This is a genomic window from Vibrio sp. SCSIO 43137, assembly GCF_028201475.1.
Classification (GTDB): domain Bacteria; phylum Pseudomonadota; class Gammaproteobacteria; order Enterobacterales; family Vibrionaceae; genus Vibrio.
In genome coordinates, this window is record NZ_CP116383.1 from 2,962,345 (window position 1) to 2,982,380 (window position 20,036).

The window sequence follows — 20,036 nt, forward strand, 5'->3', positions numbered from 1 at the left end:
TATATGTGTTTATGTTCTGTGTTTGCCGATGTGGCTTAATATCTAAACTAAAGTTGTTTATGTTTATGAACCAATCCCCAGTCAGCCAGAATTGAGTATGCGGCAGGGATCATAAATAGCACCAGTAAAGTAGAAGCGAAAATACCAAACACAATGGAGATCACCAGCGGCTGAATAACCTGAGCTTGTAAGCTGGTCTCTGTCAGCAGCGGCAACAGACCAGCGGCCGTTGTCATAGAAGTAAGGAAGACCGCCCTAAAGCGCTCCCGACTTGCTTTAACAACTGAGTCGTAAACACTATCTCCGTCGTCCACATGATGGCGGATATACTGAACCAGAAGAATGGAGTCATTTACCACCACACCGGCCAGTGAAACAAAACCCATCATACTTGGCATACTCAGGGAGTGTCCCAGTAGCAGATGCCCCCAGACAACGCCAATAAAGGCGAGGGGAATGGCCAACATAACCACAAAAGGCTCAAGATAACTGCGGAACTGATAACTGAGAATAACGAAAACGCCGAATAGCCCCAGCATAAAGCCTTTGCTCATGGAAGAGGCGGTTTTAGCCGAGTCCTCTGCCTGTCCTTCAAAGTCAAAACGCAATCCCGGGTATTTTTGCTTAAGTTTGGCTGCCTCTTCCTGCCGGAACTGGCTGATAATAGCAGTAGAGCTTACTTTGGCGTTGTCCGTATCACCATAAACACTTATTGTTCTCAGGCCGTCAATACGCTGTACGCGGACAAAGTTACGCTGAAAGTCCAGCGTTGCTACTGTCCCTAACGGTATCTGATTGCCGTTACTCAGCACGATAGGAAAGTTAGCCAGTTGCTGAATATCACCAGCTTGCTCTTTATCCAGACGAACCTCTACCGAGATATTTTCCACCCCAAGCTGAATTTCATCAGCGGTCTGGCCAAAAAAGGCCGACCGAAGCTGATTAGCTATCATCTGGCCGTTAACGCCATAGGTTTCTGCTCCGGGGCGAAGCTTAATCAGGATCTCTTCCTTACCCAAACGCATATCATCCAGAACACCATAAACGCCATCAAACTCATTCAGATAGTTCTGGATATCGATGGAAGCGGCCTTTAACTCAGTCAAGCTGTCATGGCTGGCTCTGATTTCTATATCCCTGCCACCAGGCCCAAGTGTCGGTTGCTTAAATACCAACGAAACAGGCTCTGCCAGTTCGCCGATATCTGCCCGCCATGCATCAATAAAATCATCGATCACTGTATTACGGATTTCAGCTCCCAGCAGATCCAGCCGTACCGTCGCCAGATGCGGGCCTGACTCACTGGCATCCCGGTTAGCATTAAACTGACTGGTAATATGCTCAACAAGGGTAGCGCCATTCTCAACTTCAGCACTCCACTTTTTATTTAGCCTTTCAGCCGAAGCAACAATATGATCAACTATCTCTTCTGTCTGACTAAGGGAGGCCCCCGGAGGTAAAATAATCCTCGCTTCTGCTATATCACCATCCAGTTCAGGGAAAGGAACAAACTTAACAACACCACCGGCAATCAAGGCAAAGGATGACAACAACAAAGTAAATACTGCACCGAGAAAAGCGTAACGATACTCAACCACTTTCCCTACTGCCACCGTTAGTTTTTCATTGCGGAACTGCTCAAATTTTTCCAGCAGAACCCGCTTAAACTTCATCGGTTCGCGCTCTTTCTTAGCTTTGTGCAGAGAGTGAGAAAGGTGGTTTGGCAAGATTAAAAATGCCTCAATCAGGCTTAGAGACAGAACCAGAATCAACACCTGAGGAACGGCTTTTAAAACAGCGCCCATTTCCCCTTCAAGGAACAGCAGACTGCCAAAAATGCAGACTGTGGTCAGAAAAGATGAAGTGACACCCGGCAGTACTTTCTGCACACCATTAACAACGGCGTCATCGATCTTCTGTCCCCTGTCGAGGTGAGAGGCGATGGATTCTGCTATCACTATGGCATCATCCATCATGATACCTATCGCCATCAGCAAACCAACCAGCGACATAATATTGATGGATAGTCCGAGATTAGCCATCAGAAACAGTCCGCCTAAGAAGGCAACGGGCAGGCCTGCCGCTACCCAGAATGAGTAACGGAAGCTAAAGAACAGCCACATGGTAGCAAATACCAGCACAATACCCTGCCAGCCGTTTCTCACCATCATGGTAAGACGATCCCACAGCACTGAGGAGAGATCATTGGTCAGTTGCAATACAACGCCTTCGGGAGCAATTTTTTGCTGATCTTGCACAAAACGCAGTACATCATCTTTAATTCTTAACGCATCATCTTGTTTGTTCTTACTAATCTTAAGCAAAGCGGACGGTTTGCCGTCAAACAGCACTTTCTGTTCATCCAGCTCAAACCTGTCAGTAATAACAGCAATATCCCTTAACCTGACAACAGAGCCATTCGGCCCTGAGCCGACAACAATGTTCGCCAGCTCTGACGGCGTAACCCTTCGTTCATCAAAACGGATCAGAAAGTTCTTATCCGGCGTTTCTATATTGCCGCTTGGCAGCTTGATATTCTGACGGCCGATCTGAGTGGCAATATCTCCGACACTCAGGCCTAGCTGGCGAATGGCCAGCGTATTCAGCTCTACCCGATAGATATGATCAGAAAAGCCACTTACCTCAACCAGGGAAACACCATAGTCCAGCTTTATGGTTCGTTTAAGTTGCTCCGCATAGGCTTTCAGCTCCGGCCAGCTGGTATCTGCAGTAATAGCGACATCAACAACCGGTTCGTTCCAGTCAAGCTCACGCACAACAGGAGATTCAATCTCGGAAGGGAAGTCATTAATAGAGTTGATCTGGGTCTGAACGTCCACCAGCATACGGCCGATATCGGCTTTTTCATTCAGCTTCAGAATCAGGCGGGCAGAGCCCTCTACTGCTTCACACTTCGTCTCTTCAATATTGGCCAGACCGTCAACGGCATCTTCCATCCGCACACAGATGCTCTCTTCCACCTCCTGCGGAGAAGCACCGGGGTAAACCACACCCGCCATGATGTATGGTGGATCAAACTCAGGAAAGGTCTCCCGCTTAACAGTAGAGAGAGAAGTCAAACCAAGAATAAGCAAGGTCAGCATCATCAGATTGGATGCTGTCGGGTGTTTAGAGAAAAAACGGATCATACCGCGTTCTCCTCTCTCAGAAGCATGCCTTCAATAGCCGGAAGAAGATCGTTAGTGATCAGGCGCTCTCCCTGCTCAAACTGGCCGGATATTACTACCTGATTATTGCGGCGATAGAGTACTTCGACTGTGCGGATAGCCAGCTTACTGTTTTGATCTTTTATATAAACTTTATCGCCATGCAGCGCTTTTTCAGGAATAACCCAGCTAGGGTTGGCCTGTCCTTCAATCTCAGCCCTGACAAACATACCTTTCACCAGTGGCGGGGCATTGTCCGGCTCAAGATCGACAAAGCTCTGCTCAATTTCAAGAATCACCCCCACTGTCGCCTGTGCCGCATCGACACTCTCACTGATGCGGGCTACTTTTGCCGGCCAGCGGGCAATAAAGTTTCCGCTGGAGAGCTCTATATTTGCAGTGATGTTGCTCAATTCCGGCAGAGGTATTCCGGCACTGTCACGGCCAAACTCAGCAAGGCTTGAAGCAAGCATCTGCATATCATGGATTGAGAGTTGAGCTTCCACCTCCATCACTTCCGTTGCATGAGCAGTAATCATCACCTGTTGTTGATTAACCACCTGATTTTGCTCCACATCTACCTGAGCAATACGCATGGTTTGTGGCAGAACAATACGGGTTTTCTGCAGAGATCGCTCTGCTTCTGCAACTTTAGATTCATTCACCTTAACCTGTGCATGAGCAACCTTGCGCTCATCAGGATAGAGTAATAGCTGATTTTCCATATCCTGAACCAGTTTCTGCTGTGACAGGTAGGATTGTCTCTGCTGATCAACATCGGATTGTGAGGTCAGGCCGCGTTTCTTTAAATTCAGCTTACGCTCCAGCTCTTTCTTGCTAATAGTCAGGCGGTTTTTCTCAATACTCAGAGTCTCCAGCAGGTTTTTCTCTTCCTGATCAATTTTCGCCAATTGGGTTCTGCTGGAGCTAAGGTCTGCCTGTGTTTGTGCCAGCTTTAGCTCATAATCAAGAGGATCGATTTTCAGCAGTTCAGTGCCTGCCGCAAGTATGCGTCCCTTTTCTAGTGCGGGGTTGCGATAAACCACCTTACCGCTTACCTCAGCAATGGCCTTCCATTCGAATTTAGGTGACACTTTGCCAAAGCCTATAGCAACAGGAGCCATTGCCTTTAGTTCAAGGGGGAGTGTTTTAACCAGTCTTACTCTTTCTTCGGCTGGCTTTACCGGCAATTCCGGTTTCATTTTAATCGCTGCAAACAAGATTAGAACGCCAACAGCAAGTGCAGGGAAGAAAAGCAGCTTTCGGTTAATTCTCATTATTCTACTCCATATTCGCAGCCAACCCGGGCTGGAACAGACCATATTTTAAAATCTGAACATTGTGTGACAGCAGTTGTTGCAAAAACTGTTCATTTAACTCTATACCATGCAGGTTAAGCATGGCCGGAGGAGCTATAAACGGAAAAATCATCAGACTCATAAATGTCATCCGGCAGAGAGAACCGTCCAGCCCCGGCCTGATAACATCTGCCTGCATCATTCGTTTAAAGATAGTATCCATAGCAGGCATAGCAGGCATAGCAGAACGAAGGAACAGAGCCTCAACCCGTTTTCTTCTGCTGTCATTAGGTCCCATATTCATTATCTGCACCAACAATTTGGGAAAATTCGGCGCACTCAACATAGTATGATAGTAGGTTCTCATCACATCTATCAGACCTTCCTGACTATCATGCTGAGTTTTGTGATTAACCAGTTGTAAAGCTTTCTTAAGTACTGGCTCAATGGTCTCTCTTACCATCTCCTCAAAAAGCCCCTCTTTACTGCCGAAGTAGTAGCGAATCATAGCGACATTCACCCCTGCTTTCTCAGCAAGAAGACGGGTAGAAACCTTTTCATAGGGCATGGTAGTAAAACACTCACTGGCATACAAAAGTAGTTTTTTTCTGGCCTCTTTGTTCTCTTTCGGACGACCTGCTTTTTGCACCATGACTCAAACCTCAATTAATCAATTGATTAATTATATACGCCATAGCCTAGTTCACTGCTAAACAATTAATTAATCAAGACCTAATCAACTGATTAATTAAATCCCTAACTGATTGTTAAGGATTTGAAAATAAATAATGGGTAAAAAAGCAACATTCTGCTTGACGCTGTATAGCCAAGTGCGGTACTAATTAAAGCCTGAATTTTGTGGACAAACTATACAATGATGAAAACTGTTTCAATTCTCCTCAGCCTCCTCCTTATCGTGAATCATCGCGCGGGTTGCTAGTGGAAGAAAGACAGACCACATAGATTTCTTAAAACCCGCATAACATGCGGGTTTTTTTATAACTAAATTTAATCAGATAAAATATTGATACGCAGGCAGTGAAAGCCTCTCAGACAGGAAAAGGAAGCAACTATGAACGATCAGGTCATTATATTCGACACCACACTACGTGATGGCGAACAAGCACTTTCAGCAAGCTTGACAGTAAAAGAGAAACTGCAGATCGCTTATGCCCTTGAACGTCTGGGCGTTGATGTTATCGAAGCGGGTTTTCCTGTCTCCTCTCCCGGTGATTTTGAGTCGGTTCAGACCATTGCGAAACATATTAAAGATAGCCGCATTTGTGGCCTTTCCCGTGCGGTAGCCAAAGATATCGATGTGGCGGCTGAGTCTCTGAAAGTCGCTGAAGCTTTCCGTATTCATACCTTTATCTCGACTTCTACCATTCATGTGCAGGATAAACTGCGCCGTAGCTATGATGATGTAGTTGAAATGGGTGTTCAGGCGGTAAAACGAGCAAGAAACTACACTGATGATGTTGAATTTTCCTGTGAAGATGCCGGCAGAACACCAATTGATAACTTATGCCGCATGGTTGAAGCCGCCATTGATGCCGGAGCAACGACAGTAAATATTCCTGATACAGTCGGCTATACGGTTCCAAACGAGTTTGGCGGCATTATTGAAACTCTGTTTAACCGTGTTCCTAATATCGATAAAGCGGTTATCTCGGTACATTGCCATGACGACTTAGGAATGTCTGTGGCCAACTCTATTGCCGCAGTTCAGGCGGGCGCAAGACAGATAGAAGGCACAATCAATGGCATTGGTGAGCGGGCAGGTAACTGTTCACTGGAAGAGATCGCCATGATTATTAAAACCCGCTCCGAGCTACTTGGCGTACACACCAACCTGAAACATCAGGAAATACACCGTACAAGTAAATTGGTCAGCCAGCTATGTAACATGCCTATTCAGGACAACAAAGCCATTGTAGGTGCTAACGCCTTTAGCCACTCATCAGGTATTCATCAGGACGGTATGTTAAAGAATAAAAATACCTACGAGATTATGACTCCTGAGTCCATCGGCCTGAAAAATCAGGCGCTAAATCTGACCAGCCGTAGCGGCAGGGCAGCAGTGAAAAGCCATATGGATACCATGGGCTACAAAGAGGGTGAATACGATCTGGATACCCTATATGCCGACTTCCTGAAGCTGGCGGACCGTAAAGGACAGGTTTTCGACTATGATCTGGAAGCCTTGATGCATTTTGCCAACCTTCGTGATGAAGATGACTTCTACAAGCTTAACTATCTGAGTGTGCAGTCCGGAAGTGTTATGGCTACCACCAGTATCAAGCTACAGTGTGGTGACGAAGAGAAATGCGAAGCTGCTGTAGGTAACGGCCCGGTTGATGCGCTTTATCAGTGTATCTACCGCCTGACCGGATATGAAATTGTTCTGGATAAGTTTGATCTGACCGCCAAAGGTGAGGGTGAAGATGGTCTGGGACAAGCGGATATTATCGCTAACTACAAAGGTTGCAAGTATCACGGTACCGGCCTGGCGACAGATATTGTTGAAGCATCGGGACAAGCCCTGCTGCATGTAATCAACAGTATTCACCGCGCAGATAAGATAGCCGAAATTAAACAATCAAAACAGATTCAGGCAGTATAAGATTAAAGCAGATTTCTCCTGTCGTTCGGGGAAGTCTGCTATAGGTTCAAACACAATTTAACTCATACAGGAAAGATAAAAACCATGGCAGGAAAAACCTATAATATTGCAGTTTTACCCGGAGACGGGATTGGCCCGGAAGTAATGCAGCAGGCAAATAAAGTGCTTGATGCTATTGAAAAAAAACACGCTATTCAATTCAGCCGTTCAGAGTTTGATGTGGGCGGAATCGCCATTGATAACCATGGTTGTCCGCTACCGGAAACGACTGTAACAGGCTGTGAAGAAGCTGACGCAGTACTGTTTGGCTCTGTCGGCGGCCCTAAGTGGGAACACCTTCCGCCAAACGATCAGCCTGAGCGCGGTGCACTTCTGCCACTTCGCAAACATTTTCAGCTTTTCTGTAACCTACGTCCTGCCCAGATTCATCAGGGTTTAAATGATTTTTCTCCGTTGCGAGCTGATATCTCAGAGCGAGGTTTTGATATTGTCGTAGTACGTGAACTTACCGGCGGTATCTACTTCGGTCAGCCAAAAGGGCGTGAAGGTGAAGGCGCAGAAGAAAAAGCATACGACACTGAGATCTATCATCGTTATGAGATTGAGCGTATTGCTAAAATCGCTTTTGAATCAGCCCGTCTTCGCGATAAAAAGGTCTGCTCTGTGGACAAAGCCAATGTACTGCAAAGCTCCATTTTGTGGCGTGAAGTAGTAGAAGAAATTGCTAAAGATTACCCGGATGTAGAACTGTCACACATCTATATCGATAACGCCACTATGCAGTTGATCAAAGATCCGGCTCAGTTTGATGTCATGCTGTGCTCAAACATTTTCGGCGATATCATTTCTGACGAATGCGCCATGATTACCGGTTCCATGGGAATGTTGCCCTCTGCCAGCCTGAATGAAAGTAAGTTCGGTCTTTATGAACCGGCAGGTGGTAGCGCTCCGGATATTGCAGGCAAAAATATTGCAAACCCGGTCGCTCAAATTCTGTCTGCTGCACTGATGTTGCGCTACAGTCTGGGTGAAGAACAGGCCGCTCAGGATATCGAAGCTGCCGTTTCACAAGCCCTTTCAGCCGGAGAACTTACTGCTGATCTGGCGGGTAATAAACCAGCATTAACCACCTCAGAAATGGGCGATAAGATCGCCGAATACATTTTGAACTCTTAATTATAATCAGATGCCGGAGCAGTCCGGCATCTCTATCATCACGGAAGAAACAATGTCGACAAATAAAAAATCAACCACACTTTATGAGAAAGTCTATGACGCTCATATTGCTGTAGAAGCCGAAGGGGAAAACCCCATTCTGTATATTGACCGGCACCTTGTACATGAGGTGACGTCACCTCAGGCTTTTGATGGCCTGAGAGAGAAAGGCCGTCCGGTACGCCAGTTAGGCAAAACCTTTGCCACTATGGATCACAACGTATCGACCACCACCAAGGACATTAACGCCTCTGGTGAGATGGCGCGAATTCAGATGGAAACACTGGCGAAAAACTGCGAAGAGTTCGGTGTCACCCTTTACGATATCAACCACAAATATCAGGGTATTGTACATGTAATGGGACCTGAACTGGGTATCACCCTTCCGGGTATGACCATTGTTTGTGGTGATTCCCATACTGCGACCCATGGTGCTTTCGGCTCACTGGCGTTCGGTATCGGTACTTCTGAGGTAGAACACGTTCTGGCAACTCAGACCCTGAAACAGGCCCGTGCTAAAACCATGAAAATAGAGGTTAAAGGCAAGGTAGCTGAAGGCATTACCGCCAAAGATATTGTTTTGGCCATTATTGGTAAAACCACAGCAGCCGGCGGTACCGGTTATGTGGTTGAGTTCTGCGGAGAGGCCATTACCGACCTTTCTATGGAAGGCCGTATGACTGTATGTAATATGGCTATCGAACTAGGTGCTAAAGCAGGCCTGATCGCACCGGACCAAACCACCTTTGATTATATTAAAGACCGTCATTTTGCTCCTAAAGGGGCTGAGTGGGATGCCGCTGTTGAGTACTGGTCATCACTGAAAACCGATGATGATGCGGAGTTTGATCATGTTGTCACTCTGGATGCTGCGGATATCCGTCCTCAGGTAACATGGGGAACCAACCCGGGTCAGGTTATTGCCGTCGATACACCAATCCCGTCACCGGATAGCTTTGCTGATCCGGTTGAAAAAGCCTCTGCTGAAAAAGCGCTGGCTTATATGGGGCTGGAAGCAGGTAAATCCTTGTCTGATTACAAAGTCGATAAAGTATTTGTCGGCTCCTGTACTAACTCACGTATTGAAGATATGCGTGCAGCAGCTGCAGTAGCTAAAGGACGTAAGGTCGCCGAGCATGTGCAGGCACTGATTGTTCCCGGCTCTGAGCAGGTAAAAGCACAAGCAGAACAAGAGGGGCTGGATAAGATATTTCTGGCAGCCGGATTCGAATGGCGCTTGCCGGGCTGTTCAATGTGTCTTGCCATGAACAATGACAGGCTGGGCCCTCACGAACGCTGCGCCTCAACAAGTAACCGTAACTTCGAAGGGCGACAAGGCCGTGATGGCAGAACGCACCTGGTTAGCCCAGCCATGGCCGCTGCGGCAGCCATTGCCGGTCACTTTGTCGATATTCGTTCACTGGATGCATAAGGAGCACAAGATGTCAGGATTTAAAAATCATACCGGTCTGGTGGTTCCTCTGGATCTGGCCAATATAGATACCGATGCCATTATTCCTAAGCAGTTTCTGCAAAAGGTTACCCGTCTTGGCTTTGGTCAGCACCTTTTCCATGACTGGCGTTTTCTGGATGATGAAGGGCAGAAACCAAATCCGGAATTCGTCATGAATGAAGCACGTTATCAGGGCGCTTCCATTCTGCTTGCCAGAGAAAATTTTGGTTGCGGATCATCCCGTGAACACGCTCCGTGGGCACTGGCTGATTACGGCATTAAAGTGATGATAGCCCCTAGCTTTGCTGATATTTTCTATGGTAACTCCATCAATAACCAGATGGTGCCTGTTCGCTTAACTGAGCAGGAAGTGGATGAAATTTTTACTTTTGTTGAAGCGAATGAAGGTGCACAGGTGACCGTTGATCTTGAGAGTATGACGGTAACGGCGAACAACAAAACCTACTCATTTGAGATTGATGAGTTTCGCCGCCACTGCCTGCTGAATGGTCTGGATAACATAGGTCTGACTCTTCAGCATGAAGATAAAATTGCCGCTTACGAAGATAACATTCCTAGCTTTATGAAGTAAGCACACCACTAAATTGCTGCTCCTAAATATGAGCCACTTTGGCAAATATCTGTAGCACAATTAAGAACAGTTTTTTAACTTAACTAATAGGCCGGAAACGATACCCCTTCGTTTCCGGCTTTTCTATTTCTGCCTATTTTTCTTTCGATCAAATGAAAGTTATCGGATAGATAACCTGTCTCTTTATTGCATACCCTTTTTAGCAATAGAGAATTGATTATGACTCGTCTATTTGTACTCCTTCTGTCACTGATTTCAGGATTGGCCTATTCAGCACCGGAATCTGACCTCTGGCCATTCTGGAACAAGAGTAATGAGCAAAACAGCCAGACCGTATCTCATCAGAAATGGCAAAGCTTTCTCGACACTTATCTGGTTCAGCAGAATGAAAATACTCTGGTGAACTATAAGTCAGTAACCACTCAAGATAAGCAGAGCCTGGAAAGCTATATCTCTGATCTGGCAGCATTAAATCCAAAATCACTTAACAAGGCTGAGCAATATGCTTACTGGGTTAATCTGTATAACGCATTAACTGTCGATCTTATTCTGGATAACTACCCTGTTTCTTCCATCACTAAGCTAGGTGGATTTTTCAGCTTTGGCCCATGGGGACAGGAAATTATCGATATTGAAGGCAAAACTCTTACCCTGAACGATATTGAACACAGAATTTTACGCCCGATCTGGAATGACCCGAGAACACACTATGCCGTTAACTGTGCCAGTTTAGGTTGCCCGAACCTTCAGTCATCGGCCTTTACTGCTAAAAACTATAATCAACTGCTGGATAAGGCCGCTTCTGAGTTTATCAATGCGCAAAAAGGCGTATCGGTAAATGGTGGTAAAACTCAGTTGTCGTCCATATATGACTGGTTTGCAGTAGACTTTGGTGGTGAAACAGAGGTAATCAACCACCTTAAAAAGTACCGTGATGATCTGCCTGCTTCCCTTGGCAAAGTATCTTTTGATTACGACTGGTCACTGAATGAAACTAAGTAGTTGTAATACAACACCACCGCCCAAGGCGGCTGTCTTTTATACAGAAGTCCCTCGCATAATGTGAGGGATTTTTTTTGAACTTAATTCTTGGTTTACGATCAGATCTTTAACGGACTTAGTTGAGGGTTTTGAGATGATTAAAAGCAATAGTGATTGGGCTGAAGAGCAATTTGGTCATGCTAAACTTGGAGACCCAAGAAGAACGGCTAGACTTGTAAAAATGGCATCAGACTTAGCTCAGCATCCAGGTAAATCGGTAGTGAAATCATCTCATTCTCCAGCAAGTATGGAGGGCGCTTACCGATTTATTCGGAACGACAATGTCTCATCAGACGATATTGCCGAAGCAGGCTTTAAAGCAACTGCAGATCAAGTTCATCGTTACCCTCTCCTTCTCGCGTTAGAAGATACAACTACCTTAAGCTACAAACATCGCTCTATTAGAGCGGACTTAGGACATGTAAACCAAGGTAATCGTTATAGGGGGTTGTTTGCCCATAGTATTTTGCTGTTTGCTCCTGAAACTCTCGACGTTATTGGGTTAGTTGAACAACAACGATGGACGAGAGATATCAAGACTCGAGGTATCCGTCGTAAGGGGTTGAAACGACCTTATGAAGAAAAAGAAGGTTATAAATGGGAAAGAGCATCACGCAATATGGCAGCCCGTTTAGGTACCTCGATGGTTAACGTAATATCAGTTTGCGATCGCGAGGCCGATATCTACGATTACCTCATTTATAAAATGGCGAATCAGCAACGTTTTGTTGTGCGGTCGATGATGAGCCGTCATATAGAAGAAGGCTCAGACAAGCTTTATCACTTTGCATCAGAACTTCAAAGTGTGAAGCAACGTCAAATCCAAATAGCTCAAAGGGGTGGCCGGAAAGCTCGTGAAGTCACTCTGGATGTAAAATATGCAGCAGTGACTTTAAAAACACCCTCAAACAAAAAAGGAGCTCCTATTTCTCTCAACTATGTTGGCTGCTCCGAAATCGGTGATGGAGAAAAGAGGCTCAATTGGCATATTTTAACTAATGAGCCAGTTAATAGTGCAGAAGATGCATTAAAAATTATTGGTTACTACGAAAAACGCTGGTTGATTGAGGAGTATCACAAGGTCTGGAAAACTGAAGGGACAGGAGTTGAAGAGCTTCGGTTACAAAGTAAAGATAACTTAGATAGGTTAGCAACAATTTATGCGTTTTTAGCAGTAAGAATTTTCCAATTGAAATTTGCCAATGAGCAAATCGAAGACGTTAGTTGTGAGAAAATCTTGTCCTCAAGAGCATGGAAGTTGCTTTGGCTGAAAAGAGTAAAGACACCACTTCCAAAGGAGGTTCCAACAGCAAAATGGGCTTATGAACACCTCGCAAGACTTGGCGGTTGGAAAGACAGCAAAAGAAATGGAAGAGCGTCAGTTAAGACGCTCTGGGAAGGATGGCTCAAACTACAAGCCATCCTTGAAGGCTACGAACTCGCTCTGTCTCTTGAGCAGGACTTGTGATCAAGAGACAGCCGCCCAAGGCGGTGGTGTTTCTTAGATAACTGAAAGGTTAGAAAACTAAAAGCTGGAGCCCGGCTGTTTAAGAAACTCAATTTCTTCAGCCGTTGATTGCCTGTCTAGTACCTGATTACGGTGAGGGTAACGGCCAAAGCGGTCAATAATTGCTTTATGTTTGTACTCATATTCCGTATTGCCTGCCTGCCCGTTAGCTTCAAACAGTTCAACAGCAACCTTATGAATCAGCGCAGATTCACTATGCATATAGGGCATATATAAAAAACTTCTCTCTAGCTGAGTCAGTTCTTTATCACTGCCGATACGAACTGCCTCCTGAGCGAGGGCAATGGCCATGGAATCGGCAGCGAATGCCTTAGGGGAATCACGAAACAGGTTACGTGAGAACTGATCCAACACGATGACTTCAGCCAAGCGCCCCTTAGCACTTGAACGCCACGTATAGAGCTCTCCCTGAATAGCCTGCTGATGAAGACCAGCAAAACGCTGACGAATTTCTTCATCCAACTTATCACTGCGACTAAACCAATCTTTTGCGCTTAGCTCTTCAAACCAAAACTTTAGTACCGAATGTTCCATCACTCTCCTCCAACAGTTTATTCAGGCAGGTCGGGGCAATCAGCTACTTGATGCTCTTCTCTTTCTTAATAAGATCATAAGCAGACTGGATCTCTTGCGCTTTCTGCTTAGCAACTTCCATCATCTCAGGCGGCAGACCTTTTGCTACCAGCTTATCCGGATGGTGCTCATTCATTAGCTTACGGTAAGCCCGCTTCACCTCTTTGGATTCAGCGTTACTACTGATACCGAGAACTTTATAAGCGTCTTCCAACTGATTAGCCGACGGCGCCTGCTGCCATGCTCCGCCCTGCTGCCCCTGCCAGCTTCCCCCTTCACGACGAAAACGGAAAGCCGCCTCTTGCATCTGCAAACGTTGATCCAATTGCTGAGCCGAGAATCCAAGCCCTTTGGCGATGGCATGCAGCACATTTCTTTCAGTAGGGTGCAGCTCTCCGTCAGCAAATGCTGATGAAATCTGTAGCTCCAGAAAGAACTGTAGTAGATCATGTCGCCCTGCCGCAGATATGCGTACACGCTCCAGAGTCTCTTTTAGCGGGAACTCGGCAGATTTACCTTCCCTGAAGGCGTTTTGCGCCGCTTTGCGCTGTTCACCATGCAGGTTCATTCGATCCATCATGGTTGAAGCAAGCTGGATCTCTTCTTTGGTTACCTGACCTTTCGCTTTGGCCACATGGCCCATAACTGCAAAGCCAGCTTTAAAAAACTCCGCCTGACGTTCCGCCTGATTTGGTCCGCCGGAAAAAGCGCTCGATGCCCGGAAACCGGCCTGGGCTAAACGACGTGCTTTATCAAACTGATGCCCAAGAAACAGGCCAAACAGTGCTCCGAATGGTCCTCCAAACAGAAAACCAAAAAAGAAGCCTAAAATCTTGCCAAAAATGTGCATTATTGTGCTCTCAACTATGAATTTTTATTGTCTATGGGTGTCAGATAGTGTCTGTTACCACAAATTCCTTTATGATAAGGAACGTTTTTTTCCAGATTCAGTCTACAAATTCTGAATGAATCAAGTTACACAGGATAGTCAAACTCGATGCCACGTTTTCCTCGCACTTTTTTAGCCGCGTCCGTCAGTGCCGCTCTATTTGTGCCAGTTACTCAAGCAGAATCCCAACAATCTAATAGTGTGCAGGAAATGCCCTCTCCAGATCAATGCTTGATTCCTGACTCATCTGCAAATAACGGTAATGATGCCCCTATTCACGTTGAAGCCAATACCCTTGAAGGTGTAAACGGTGATAAAGCGACATACAAAGGTGATGTCGTTATTACACAGGGCAACAAACGAATTGAAGCTGATACCATTACTCTCCACCAGCAAGATGATATTGTTGTCGCTGAAGGAAATGTGCTTTTCTCTGATGGTCAGGTAAAAACGACATCTGACAAAGCCACTACTAACCTAAAGACAGATCAGGCCACACTGGAATCAGCCAAGTATCAGTTTCTCTGTGAAGCAGGGCGGGGAGAAGCCGAAGTTATCTACCGGGCAGGTAAGAAGTTTTATGAACTGGAAGACGGCACACTGACTTCTTGTCCGGAAGGTGATAACTCATGGAAGTTAAGAGCCAGCTCCATTGATATTGATCAGGAAGCGGAAGAAGCCACCTTCTATAACCCGCGGGTTGAAATCGGTCCTGTTCCTGTCTTCTATCTGCCCTATCTGACGGTACCTATCGGTGATACCCGAAAAACAGGTTTCCTTTATCCGGGTTTCTCGCTAGATACAAGAGACGGTACAAGTGTTCAGGTCCCTATCTACTGGAACCTTGCACCAGAATACGATCTCCGTACCACTATTAACTATATGGCCAAACGTGGTACACAGCTAAACTCCAAATTCCGTTACCTAACTACATTTGGTAGCGGTGATTTAAACTTAGAATATCTTCCTGACGATAAGGCAAATAAAGAGAAAGGCAAGCGCTGGGGCTTTAACTGGGGACACTCTGGTATCTATCAGGAAGCATGGAAGTTTAATATTGATTATTCAAAAGTCAGCGATATCTCTTATTTCTCTGACCTAAGTTCCAGCATAGGTAAACGGGAAGATGGTCAGCTTCTGCAGTCAGGTGAAGTCTCTTACCGTTCTGATAGCTGGGACAGTACCCTTAGGGTAAGAGACTTTCAAGTACTGTCGCCGAATACCTATGCATACAGGCTGATGCCTCAGCTGGATTTTAACTATTATGCGCCGCGCTTTTATTCCAAATTCGATTTTACAATGAAAAACAGCGTAAGCCAGTTTGATACCGATGATCCGGATAGCCCTTCAGCTACACGGGTACATATGGAACCAACACTAACTTTACCTCTGGCGACTACATGGGGCTCATTTACTACCGAGGCCAGACTTTACCAAACCTATTATCAGCAGGACTTGCAAGGTGTTGCCCTGACGGGAAGCAATGCGAATCTGGAAAAGACAGTTCACCGTACAGTTCCTCAGTTTAAGGTCAACAGTGATATTGTGCTGGAGAGAAATAACAGCCTGATCAGCGGTTATACGCAAACTCTTGAGCCGCAGGTACAGTACCTGTTTATTCAGGATGTTGACCAATCAGATATCTTTGCCGGCTATGATACAACTAAAATGCAGCTGGATTATCACGGCCTGTTCCGCAGCCAGAGATACAGTGGTGTAGACAGAATCGCTCCGGCAAACCAGATTAGCTATGGTGCTTCCACCCGCTTCTACGACAAAGATTACCGCGAACGACTTAACCTTTCATTCGGTCAAATCCTCTATCTGGATAGTTCCTATAATGATGCCGTATCGGGAAGTAACCGTTCCTCCTACTCAGCATGGGCTATGGAAGCTGAGTTTAACTATGACGATACCTTCTTCTATAGAGGAGGCTTTCAGTATGATACAGCCTCTTCTGATGTACAGCAGGCAGACAGTACCCTTGAATACAAGTATACCAACGGCTTTAGTCAGCTAAACTATCGCTATGTTTCATTAGACTACATTACTAACAATGTAGACTTTATCAACAATAGCAACCTGAATACCTTTACCAAAAAAGGCATCAACCAACTCGGCTTTATTACCGGTTATACCTTCGACAGAAAGGTTCGCTTTAACGGACAATATTTTTATGACCTGACGGAAGATATCAATCTGGAGTGGCTGGCAGGAATGACCTATACCAGTGACTGCTGGTATATCGGCTTTTCATACAGTAATCAGCTCTATCGCTGGCCTACCTCTACTGTGGGGGTCGGCACTCCAGAATATGACCAGAAGTACAGTATAAACTTCGGTATTATTGGTTTTGGTACATCAGTAGGCGCAGGCTCTGGCCTTGCAGGCCAATCCGGAGCAGGGTCCTCCCTTGGTTACGGCCGTCCTTTCTCACTAAACAAATAAACAACATCTGTGTCGGGGCAGTAGGCCCCGATATTTAATTAACACTTGGAAACATCAATGAAATTGTTGAAACACGCCCTTCTCGGGCTGACATGTATGACATCGGCTATCACAATTGCAGCACCGGTTGAGCTGGATCGTGTAGCGGTAATCGTCAATGACGGCGTTATCTTGCAAAGTGATATAAACAGCGCAGTAAAGACCTTGCGCAGCAATGCGAAAAACAAAGGGCAATCCTTACCGGATGCAAAAGTGTTGAGAAAACAGGTAGTAGACAAGCTGATTCTGGATACTATTCAGTTGCAGGAAGCTGAGCGCCTTGGTGTACGTATTGATGATAACCGTCTGGATCAGGCTATTCAGGGAATCGCCAAGGATAACAATAAAACACTGGATGAGCTTCAGCTTACCCTTGCACCTGACGGTATTGATTACGCAACCTTCCGTGAGCAGATCCGCAAAGAAATAGCCATCTCTGAGGCAAGAAACGCCCTTGTCCGCCGCAGAATTAACATTCTGCCGGCAGAAGTTGAAACCTTAACCAAACAGCTTTCGGACAACTCCAATACCTCTGTCGAGTACAAAATTCAGCATATCCAGCTTAAGCTAGATGACAGCGAGAACAGTGCTGCCGTTGAAAAGGAAGCAGAGCAGATTATCGAAAAGCTAAACCAGGGTGAAGATTTCAGCAAGATGGCCATTACTTACTCTAAAGGCCCTAAAGCTCTGGAAGGTGGTAACTGGGGCTGGATGCGTAAAGAAGAGATGCCAACTATATTTGCCGATCAAATCACGACCCAGACCAAAGGCGCAGTGATCGGCCCTTTCCGTAGTGGTGTCGGCTTCCATATTCTGAAAATTGATAATGTAAAAGGCCTTGAAACGGTAGCGGTTACAGAGATCAACTCAAGACATATCCTGATTAAGCCATCGGTTATTCTTAGTGATGACGGCGCTAAGCAGCAGCTTATCGAGATCACCGAACGTATTAAAAACGGTGAGGCAAGCTTTGCCCAGTTAGCCACTCAGTACAGTCAGGATCCCGGTTCAGCAGCCCAAAATGGTGAATTGGGTTACCAGACAGCTGATATCTATGTACCGGAGTTTAAACACCAGATCGAAACCCTGACTGTCGGCGAAATCAGTGAACCATTTAAGACGGTTCACGGCTGGCATATCGTAGAAGTGCTGGATAAACGTGAGGTAGACAAGACGGATACAGCGCAAAAGAATAAAGCTTACCGGATTCTGTTTAACCGCAAGTTCAATGAAGAGGCCTCAGCCTGGATTCAGGAAATGAAAGCAGGTGCCTTTATTGAATATATTCAGGACGAAAACGGAGAAAACTAATGGCGGATAACATCAGAAGAATTGTTGTTACAGCCGGAGAACCTTCCGGTATAGGCCCGGATCTGGTTCTGGCTCTGTCACAGCACAACTGGTCTCACCAGATTGTTGTATCAGCGGATAAACAGCTGCTGAGTCAGCGAGCGGAACAGCTCGGTATCGATGTGACTCTTCTGGATTATCAGCAAAACCAAGATCCTCAGGCACAAGTTGCCGGAACACTGGTTATTGATCACATTCCTATAGCCGCTCCGGTTCAGGCTGGTGTACTAAATGAAGACAATGGCCACTATGTATTGAACACATTACAACGGGCTGCTCAGGGCTGTATCAGTGGTGAGTTCGATGCCGTGGTTACCGGCCCTGTCCATAAGGGCATTATCAACCGGGCTGGTGTTCCTTTCAGTGGCCACACCGAATTCTTTGCAGAACAATCAGATACGCCTTTGGTTGTTATGATGCTGGCTACGGAAGGGCTGCGTGTTGCTCTGACAACTACCCACCTGCCTCTGGCTGATGTTTCAAAAGCCGTTACAAAGCAGCGGCTAGAGAGTATAATCCGCATCCTTCATCAGGATCTGGTCACTAAATTTGCGATTAAGCAGCCTAAGATCTATGTGTGCGGACTAAACCCACACGCAGGTGAAGACGGGTGTCTGGGGGATGAAGAAATTAACACAATCACTCCGACCCTTGAAAGACTGAGAGAAGAGTTAGGTTACCATCTGATCGGCCCTCTGCCTGCTGATACCATTTTTAATGAAAAGTATCTTCAGCAAGCTGATGCAGTACTTGGCATGTATCATGATCAAGTACTGCCGGTATTAAAATATAAAGGCTTTGGCCGCTCCGTAAACATCACTCTCGGTCTGCCATTTATCAGAACCTCGGTAGATCATGGTACAGCACTGGATCTAGCGGGTAGCGGGCAGGCAGACACAGGAAGTTTTCAGACTGCTCTAAAATACGCCATTGAATTAGTTGAGAACAAAGATGAGAAATGATGTCCACTTAGGACACAAAGCGCGGAAACGTTTTGGTCAGAACTTCCTGAATGATCCTTATATTATTGACGGTATCGTCTCTGCCATTAACCCAAGACCGGGACAAAATCTGGTGGAGATCGGTCCGGGACTTGGTGCTATCACCGAGCCGGTAGGAAAAGAAGTCGATAAGTTTACTGTTATTGAACTAGACAGAGATCTGGCAGAAAGACTGCGTAACCACCCTGATCTGGCATCTAAGCTCACCATACATGAAGGTGATGCGATGCAGTTCGATTTTAACCAGCTTGTGAGACCGAACAATAAGCTGCGTATTTTCGGCAACCTGCCATACAACATTTCAACGCCGTTGATGTTCCATCTGTTCGAATTTCATAAAGATGTTCAGGATATGCACTTTATGCTGCAGAAAGAGGTGGTTAACCGCTTAGCAGCAGGGCCGGGAAGTAAAGCCTATGGCCGCTTAACCGTTATGGCGCAGTACTACTGTAAAGTGACTCCGGTTCTTGAAGTTCCGCCGACTGCATTTGTTCCGCCGCCGAAAGTAGATTCTGCTGTAGTGCGCTTAACACCTTATGAAGATATCCCACATCCGACAACCAGCCTGAAATGGCTGGACAGAGTGTGCCGCGACGGGTTTAACCAGAGACGTAAAACCGTACGTAACTGTTATAAAAGCCTGATGGATGCTGAGACTCTGGAAAGCCTGGGCATCAACCCTAGTATGCGCCCGGAGAACCTGACTCTGGTTCAGTTTGTCGATATGGCAAACTGGCTGGATGCGAACCATAAAAACTGATCATCAGTCCGCAAGGTTAATGCTATAGTGCTATATACCCAAGATACTTGGGTATATAT

The 20,036-nt window shown here is 46.0% G+C and carries 15 protein-coding genes; 10 read left to right on the plus strand and 5 right to left on the minus strand.

From position 1 onward, the window contains the following. Positions 1-47 precede the first annotated feature (47 nt). The 3 genes from PK654_RS13840 to PK654_RS13850 are packed head-to-tail and all read right to left on the minus strand — an operon-like array spanning position 48 to position 5,117. Entirely contained in the window at positions 48-3,149 is a 3,102-nt protein-coding gene (locus PK654_RS13840; RefSeq protein ID WP_271696447.1) for an efflux RND transporter permease subunit, read from the minus strand. Continuing rightward, the gene (locus PK654_RS13845) at positions 3,146-4,444 is read right to left on the minus strand and encodes an efflux RND transporter periplasmic adaptor subunit (RefSeq protein ID WP_271696448.1); all 1,299 of its coding nucleotides are present in this window, start codon (positions 4,442-4,444) and stop codon (positions 3,146-3,148) included. The genes PK654_RS13840 and PK654_RS13845 overlap by 4 nt, the downstream gene beginning before the upstream one ends. Before the next feature lie 4 nt (positions 4,445-4,448). Further along, positions 4,449-5,117 (minus strand): TetR/AcrR family transcriptional regulator, encoded by a 669-nt coding sequence (locus PK654_RS13850; protein WP_271696449.1) that lies wholly within the window; start codon positions 5,115-5,117, stop codon positions 4,449-4,451. A gap of 420 nt (positions 5,118-5,537) precedes the next feature. Here PK654_RS13850 and leuA point away from each other — a divergent pair, with 420 nt between their 5' ends. The 6 genes from leuA to PK654_RS13880 all read left to right on the plus strand — a co-directional run bounded on the left by leuA (position 5,538) and on the right by PK654_RS13880 (position 12,857). Continuing rightward, a complete protein-coding gene (leuA, locus tag PK654_RS13855; RefSeq protein ID WP_271696450.1) occupies positions 5,538-7,088 on the plus strand; it encodes a 2-isopropylmalate synthase in 1,551 nt (516 codons plus the stop codon). 84 nt (positions 7,089-7,172) lie between these two features. Continuing rightward, positions 7,173-8,264: a 3-isopropylmalate dehydrogenase gene (gene leuB / locus PK654_RS13860; RefSeq protein WP_271696451.1), complete on the plus strand. Its 1,092-nt coding sequence runs from the start codon at positions 7,173-7,175 to the stop codon at positions 8,262-8,264. A gap of 52 nt (positions 8,265-8,316) precedes the next feature. Further along, positions 8,317-9,735 carry a 3-isopropylmalate dehydratase large subunit gene (gene leuC / locus PK654_RS13865; RefSeq protein ID WP_271696452.1) on the plus strand — a complete coding sequence of 473 codons (1,419 nt, stop codon included), beginning with the start codon at positions 8,317-8,319 and terminating at the stop codon, positions 9,733-9,735. A gap of 10 nt (positions 9,736-9,745) precedes the next feature. Further along, positions 9,746-10,348, plus strand: a complete 603-nt coding sequence (leuD, locus tag PK654_RS13870) for a 3-isopropylmalate dehydratase small subunit (protein ID WP_271696453.1) — start codon at positions 9,746-9,748, stop codon at positions 10,346-10,348. Positions 10,349-10,567: 219 nt separating this feature from the next. Continuing rightward, positions 10,568-11,350 (plus strand): DUF547 domain-containing protein, encoded by a 783-nt coding sequence (locus tag PK654_RS13875; protein ID WP_271696454.1) that lies wholly within the window; start codon positions 10,568-10,570, stop codon positions 11,348-11,350. A gap of 133 nt (positions 11,351-11,483) precedes the next feature. Next, on the plus strand, positions 11,484-12,857 hold the full coding sequence (locus PK654_RS13880) for an IS4 family transposase (RefSeq protein WP_271695076.1): 1,374 nt from the start codon (positions 11,484-11,486) through the stop codon (positions 12,855-12,857). A gap of 57 nt (positions 12,858-12,914) precedes the next feature. Here the strand turns inward: PK654_RS13880 and PK654_RS13885 are convergent, their stop codons facing one another. Next, on the minus strand, positions 12,915-13,451 hold the full coding sequence (locus tag PK654_RS13885; RefSeq protein ID WP_271696455.1) for a DUF924 family protein: 537 nt from the start codon (positions 13,449-13,451) through the stop codon (positions 12,915-12,917). Positions 13,452-13,494: 43 nt separating this feature from the next. Next, positions 13,495-14,340 carry a co-chaperone DjlA gene (gene djlA, locus PK654_RS13890; protein ID WP_271696456.1) on the minus strand — a complete coding sequence of 282 codons (846 nt, stop codon included), beginning with the start codon at positions 14,338-14,340 and terminating at the stop codon, positions 13,495-13,497. A gap of 147 nt (positions 14,341-14,487) precedes the next feature. Here djlA and lptD point away from each other — a divergent pair, with 147 nt between their 5' ends. From lptD to rsmA, 4 genes are read left to right on the plus strand one after another with little or no spacing between them, the layout of a single operon-like run. Continuing rightward, positions 14,488-16,827, plus strand: coding sequence for an LPS assembly protein LptD (gene lptD, locus PK654_RS13895; protein WP_271696457.1), 2,340 nt, complete (start codon positions 14,488-14,490; stop codon positions 16,825-16,827). 57 nt (positions 16,828-16,884) lie between these two features. Further along, on the plus strand, positions 16,885-18,177 hold the full coding sequence (surA, locus tag PK654_RS13900) for a peptidylprolyl isomerase SurA (protein WP_271696458.1): 1,293 nt from the start codon (positions 16,885-16,887) through the stop codon (positions 18,175-18,177). Next, positions 18,177-19,178 carry a 4-hydroxythreonine-4-phosphate dehydrogenase PdxA gene (gene pdxA, locus PK654_RS13905; protein WP_271696459.1) on the plus strand — a complete coding sequence of 334 codons (1,002 nt, stop codon included), beginning with the start codon at positions 18,177-18,179 and terminating at the stop codon, positions 19,176-19,178. The genes surA and pdxA overlap by 1 nt, the downstream gene beginning before the upstream one ends. Further along, a complete protein-coding gene (rsmA, locus tag PK654_RS13910; RefSeq protein WP_271696461.1) occupies positions 19,168-19,977 on the plus strand; it encodes a 16S rRNA (adenine(1518)-N(6)/adenine(1519)-N(6))-dimethyltransferase RsmA in 810 nt (269 codons plus the stop codon). Before pdxA ends, rsmA begins: the two co-directional genes overlap by 11 nt. Positions 19,978-20,036: the final 59 nt, after the last annotated feature.

Coding starts and splice junctions, on each gene's coding strand:
- PK654_RS13840 (WP_271696447.1), bottom strand. CDS start 3,149: ATGATCCGTTTTTTCTCTAAACACCCGACAGCATCCAATCTGATGATG.
- PK654_RS13845 (WP_271696448.1), bottom strand. CDS start 4,444: ATGAGAATTAACCGAAAGCTGCTTTTCTTCCCTGCACTTGCTGTTGGC.
- PK654_RS13850 (WP_271696449.1), bottom strand. CDS start 5,117: ATGGTGCAAAAAGCAGGTCGTCCGAAAGAGAACAAAGAGGCCAGAAAA.
- leuA (WP_271696450.1), top strand. CDS start 5,538: ATGAACGATCAGGTCATTATATTCGACACCACACTACGTGATGGCGAA.
- leuB (WP_271696451.1), top strand. CDS start 7,173: ATGGCAGGAAAAACCTATAATATTGCAGTTTTACCCGGAGACGGGATT.
- leuC (WP_271696452.1), top strand. CDS start 8,317: ATGTCGACAAATAAAAAATCAACCACACTTTATGAGAAAGTCTATGAC.
- leuD (WP_271696453.1), top strand. CDS start 9,746: ATGTCAGGATTTAAAAATCATACCGGTCTGGTGGTTCCTCTGGATCTG.
- PK654_RS13875 (WP_271696454.1), top strand. CDS start 10,568: ATGACTCGTCTATTTGTACTCCTTCTGTCACTGATTTCAGGATTGGCC.
- PK654_RS13880 (WP_271695076.1), top strand. CDS start 11,484: ATGATTAAAAGCAATAGTGATTGGGCTGAAGAGCAATTTGGTCATGCT.
- PK654_RS13885 (WP_271696455.1), bottom strand. CDS start 13,451: ATGGAACATTCGGTACTAAAGTTTTGGTTTGAAGAGCTAAGCGCAAAA.
- djlA (WP_271696456.1), bottom strand. CDS start 14,340: ATGCACATTTTTGGCAAGATTTTAGGCTTCTTTTTTGGTTTTCTGTTT.
- lptD (WP_271696457.1), top strand. CDS start 14,488: ATGCCACGTTTTCCTCGCACTTTTTTAGCCGCGTCCGTCAGTGCCGCT.
- surA (WP_271696458.1), top strand. CDS start 16,885: ATGAAATTGTTGAAACACGCCCTTCTCGGGCTGACATGTATGACATCG.
- pdxA (WP_271696459.1), top strand. CDS start 18,177: ATGGCGGATAACATCAGAAGAATTGTTGTTACAGCCGGAGAACCTTCC.
- rsmA (WP_271696461.1), top strand. CDS start 19,168: ATGAGAAATGATGTCCACTTAGGACACAAAGCGCGGAAACGTTTTGGT.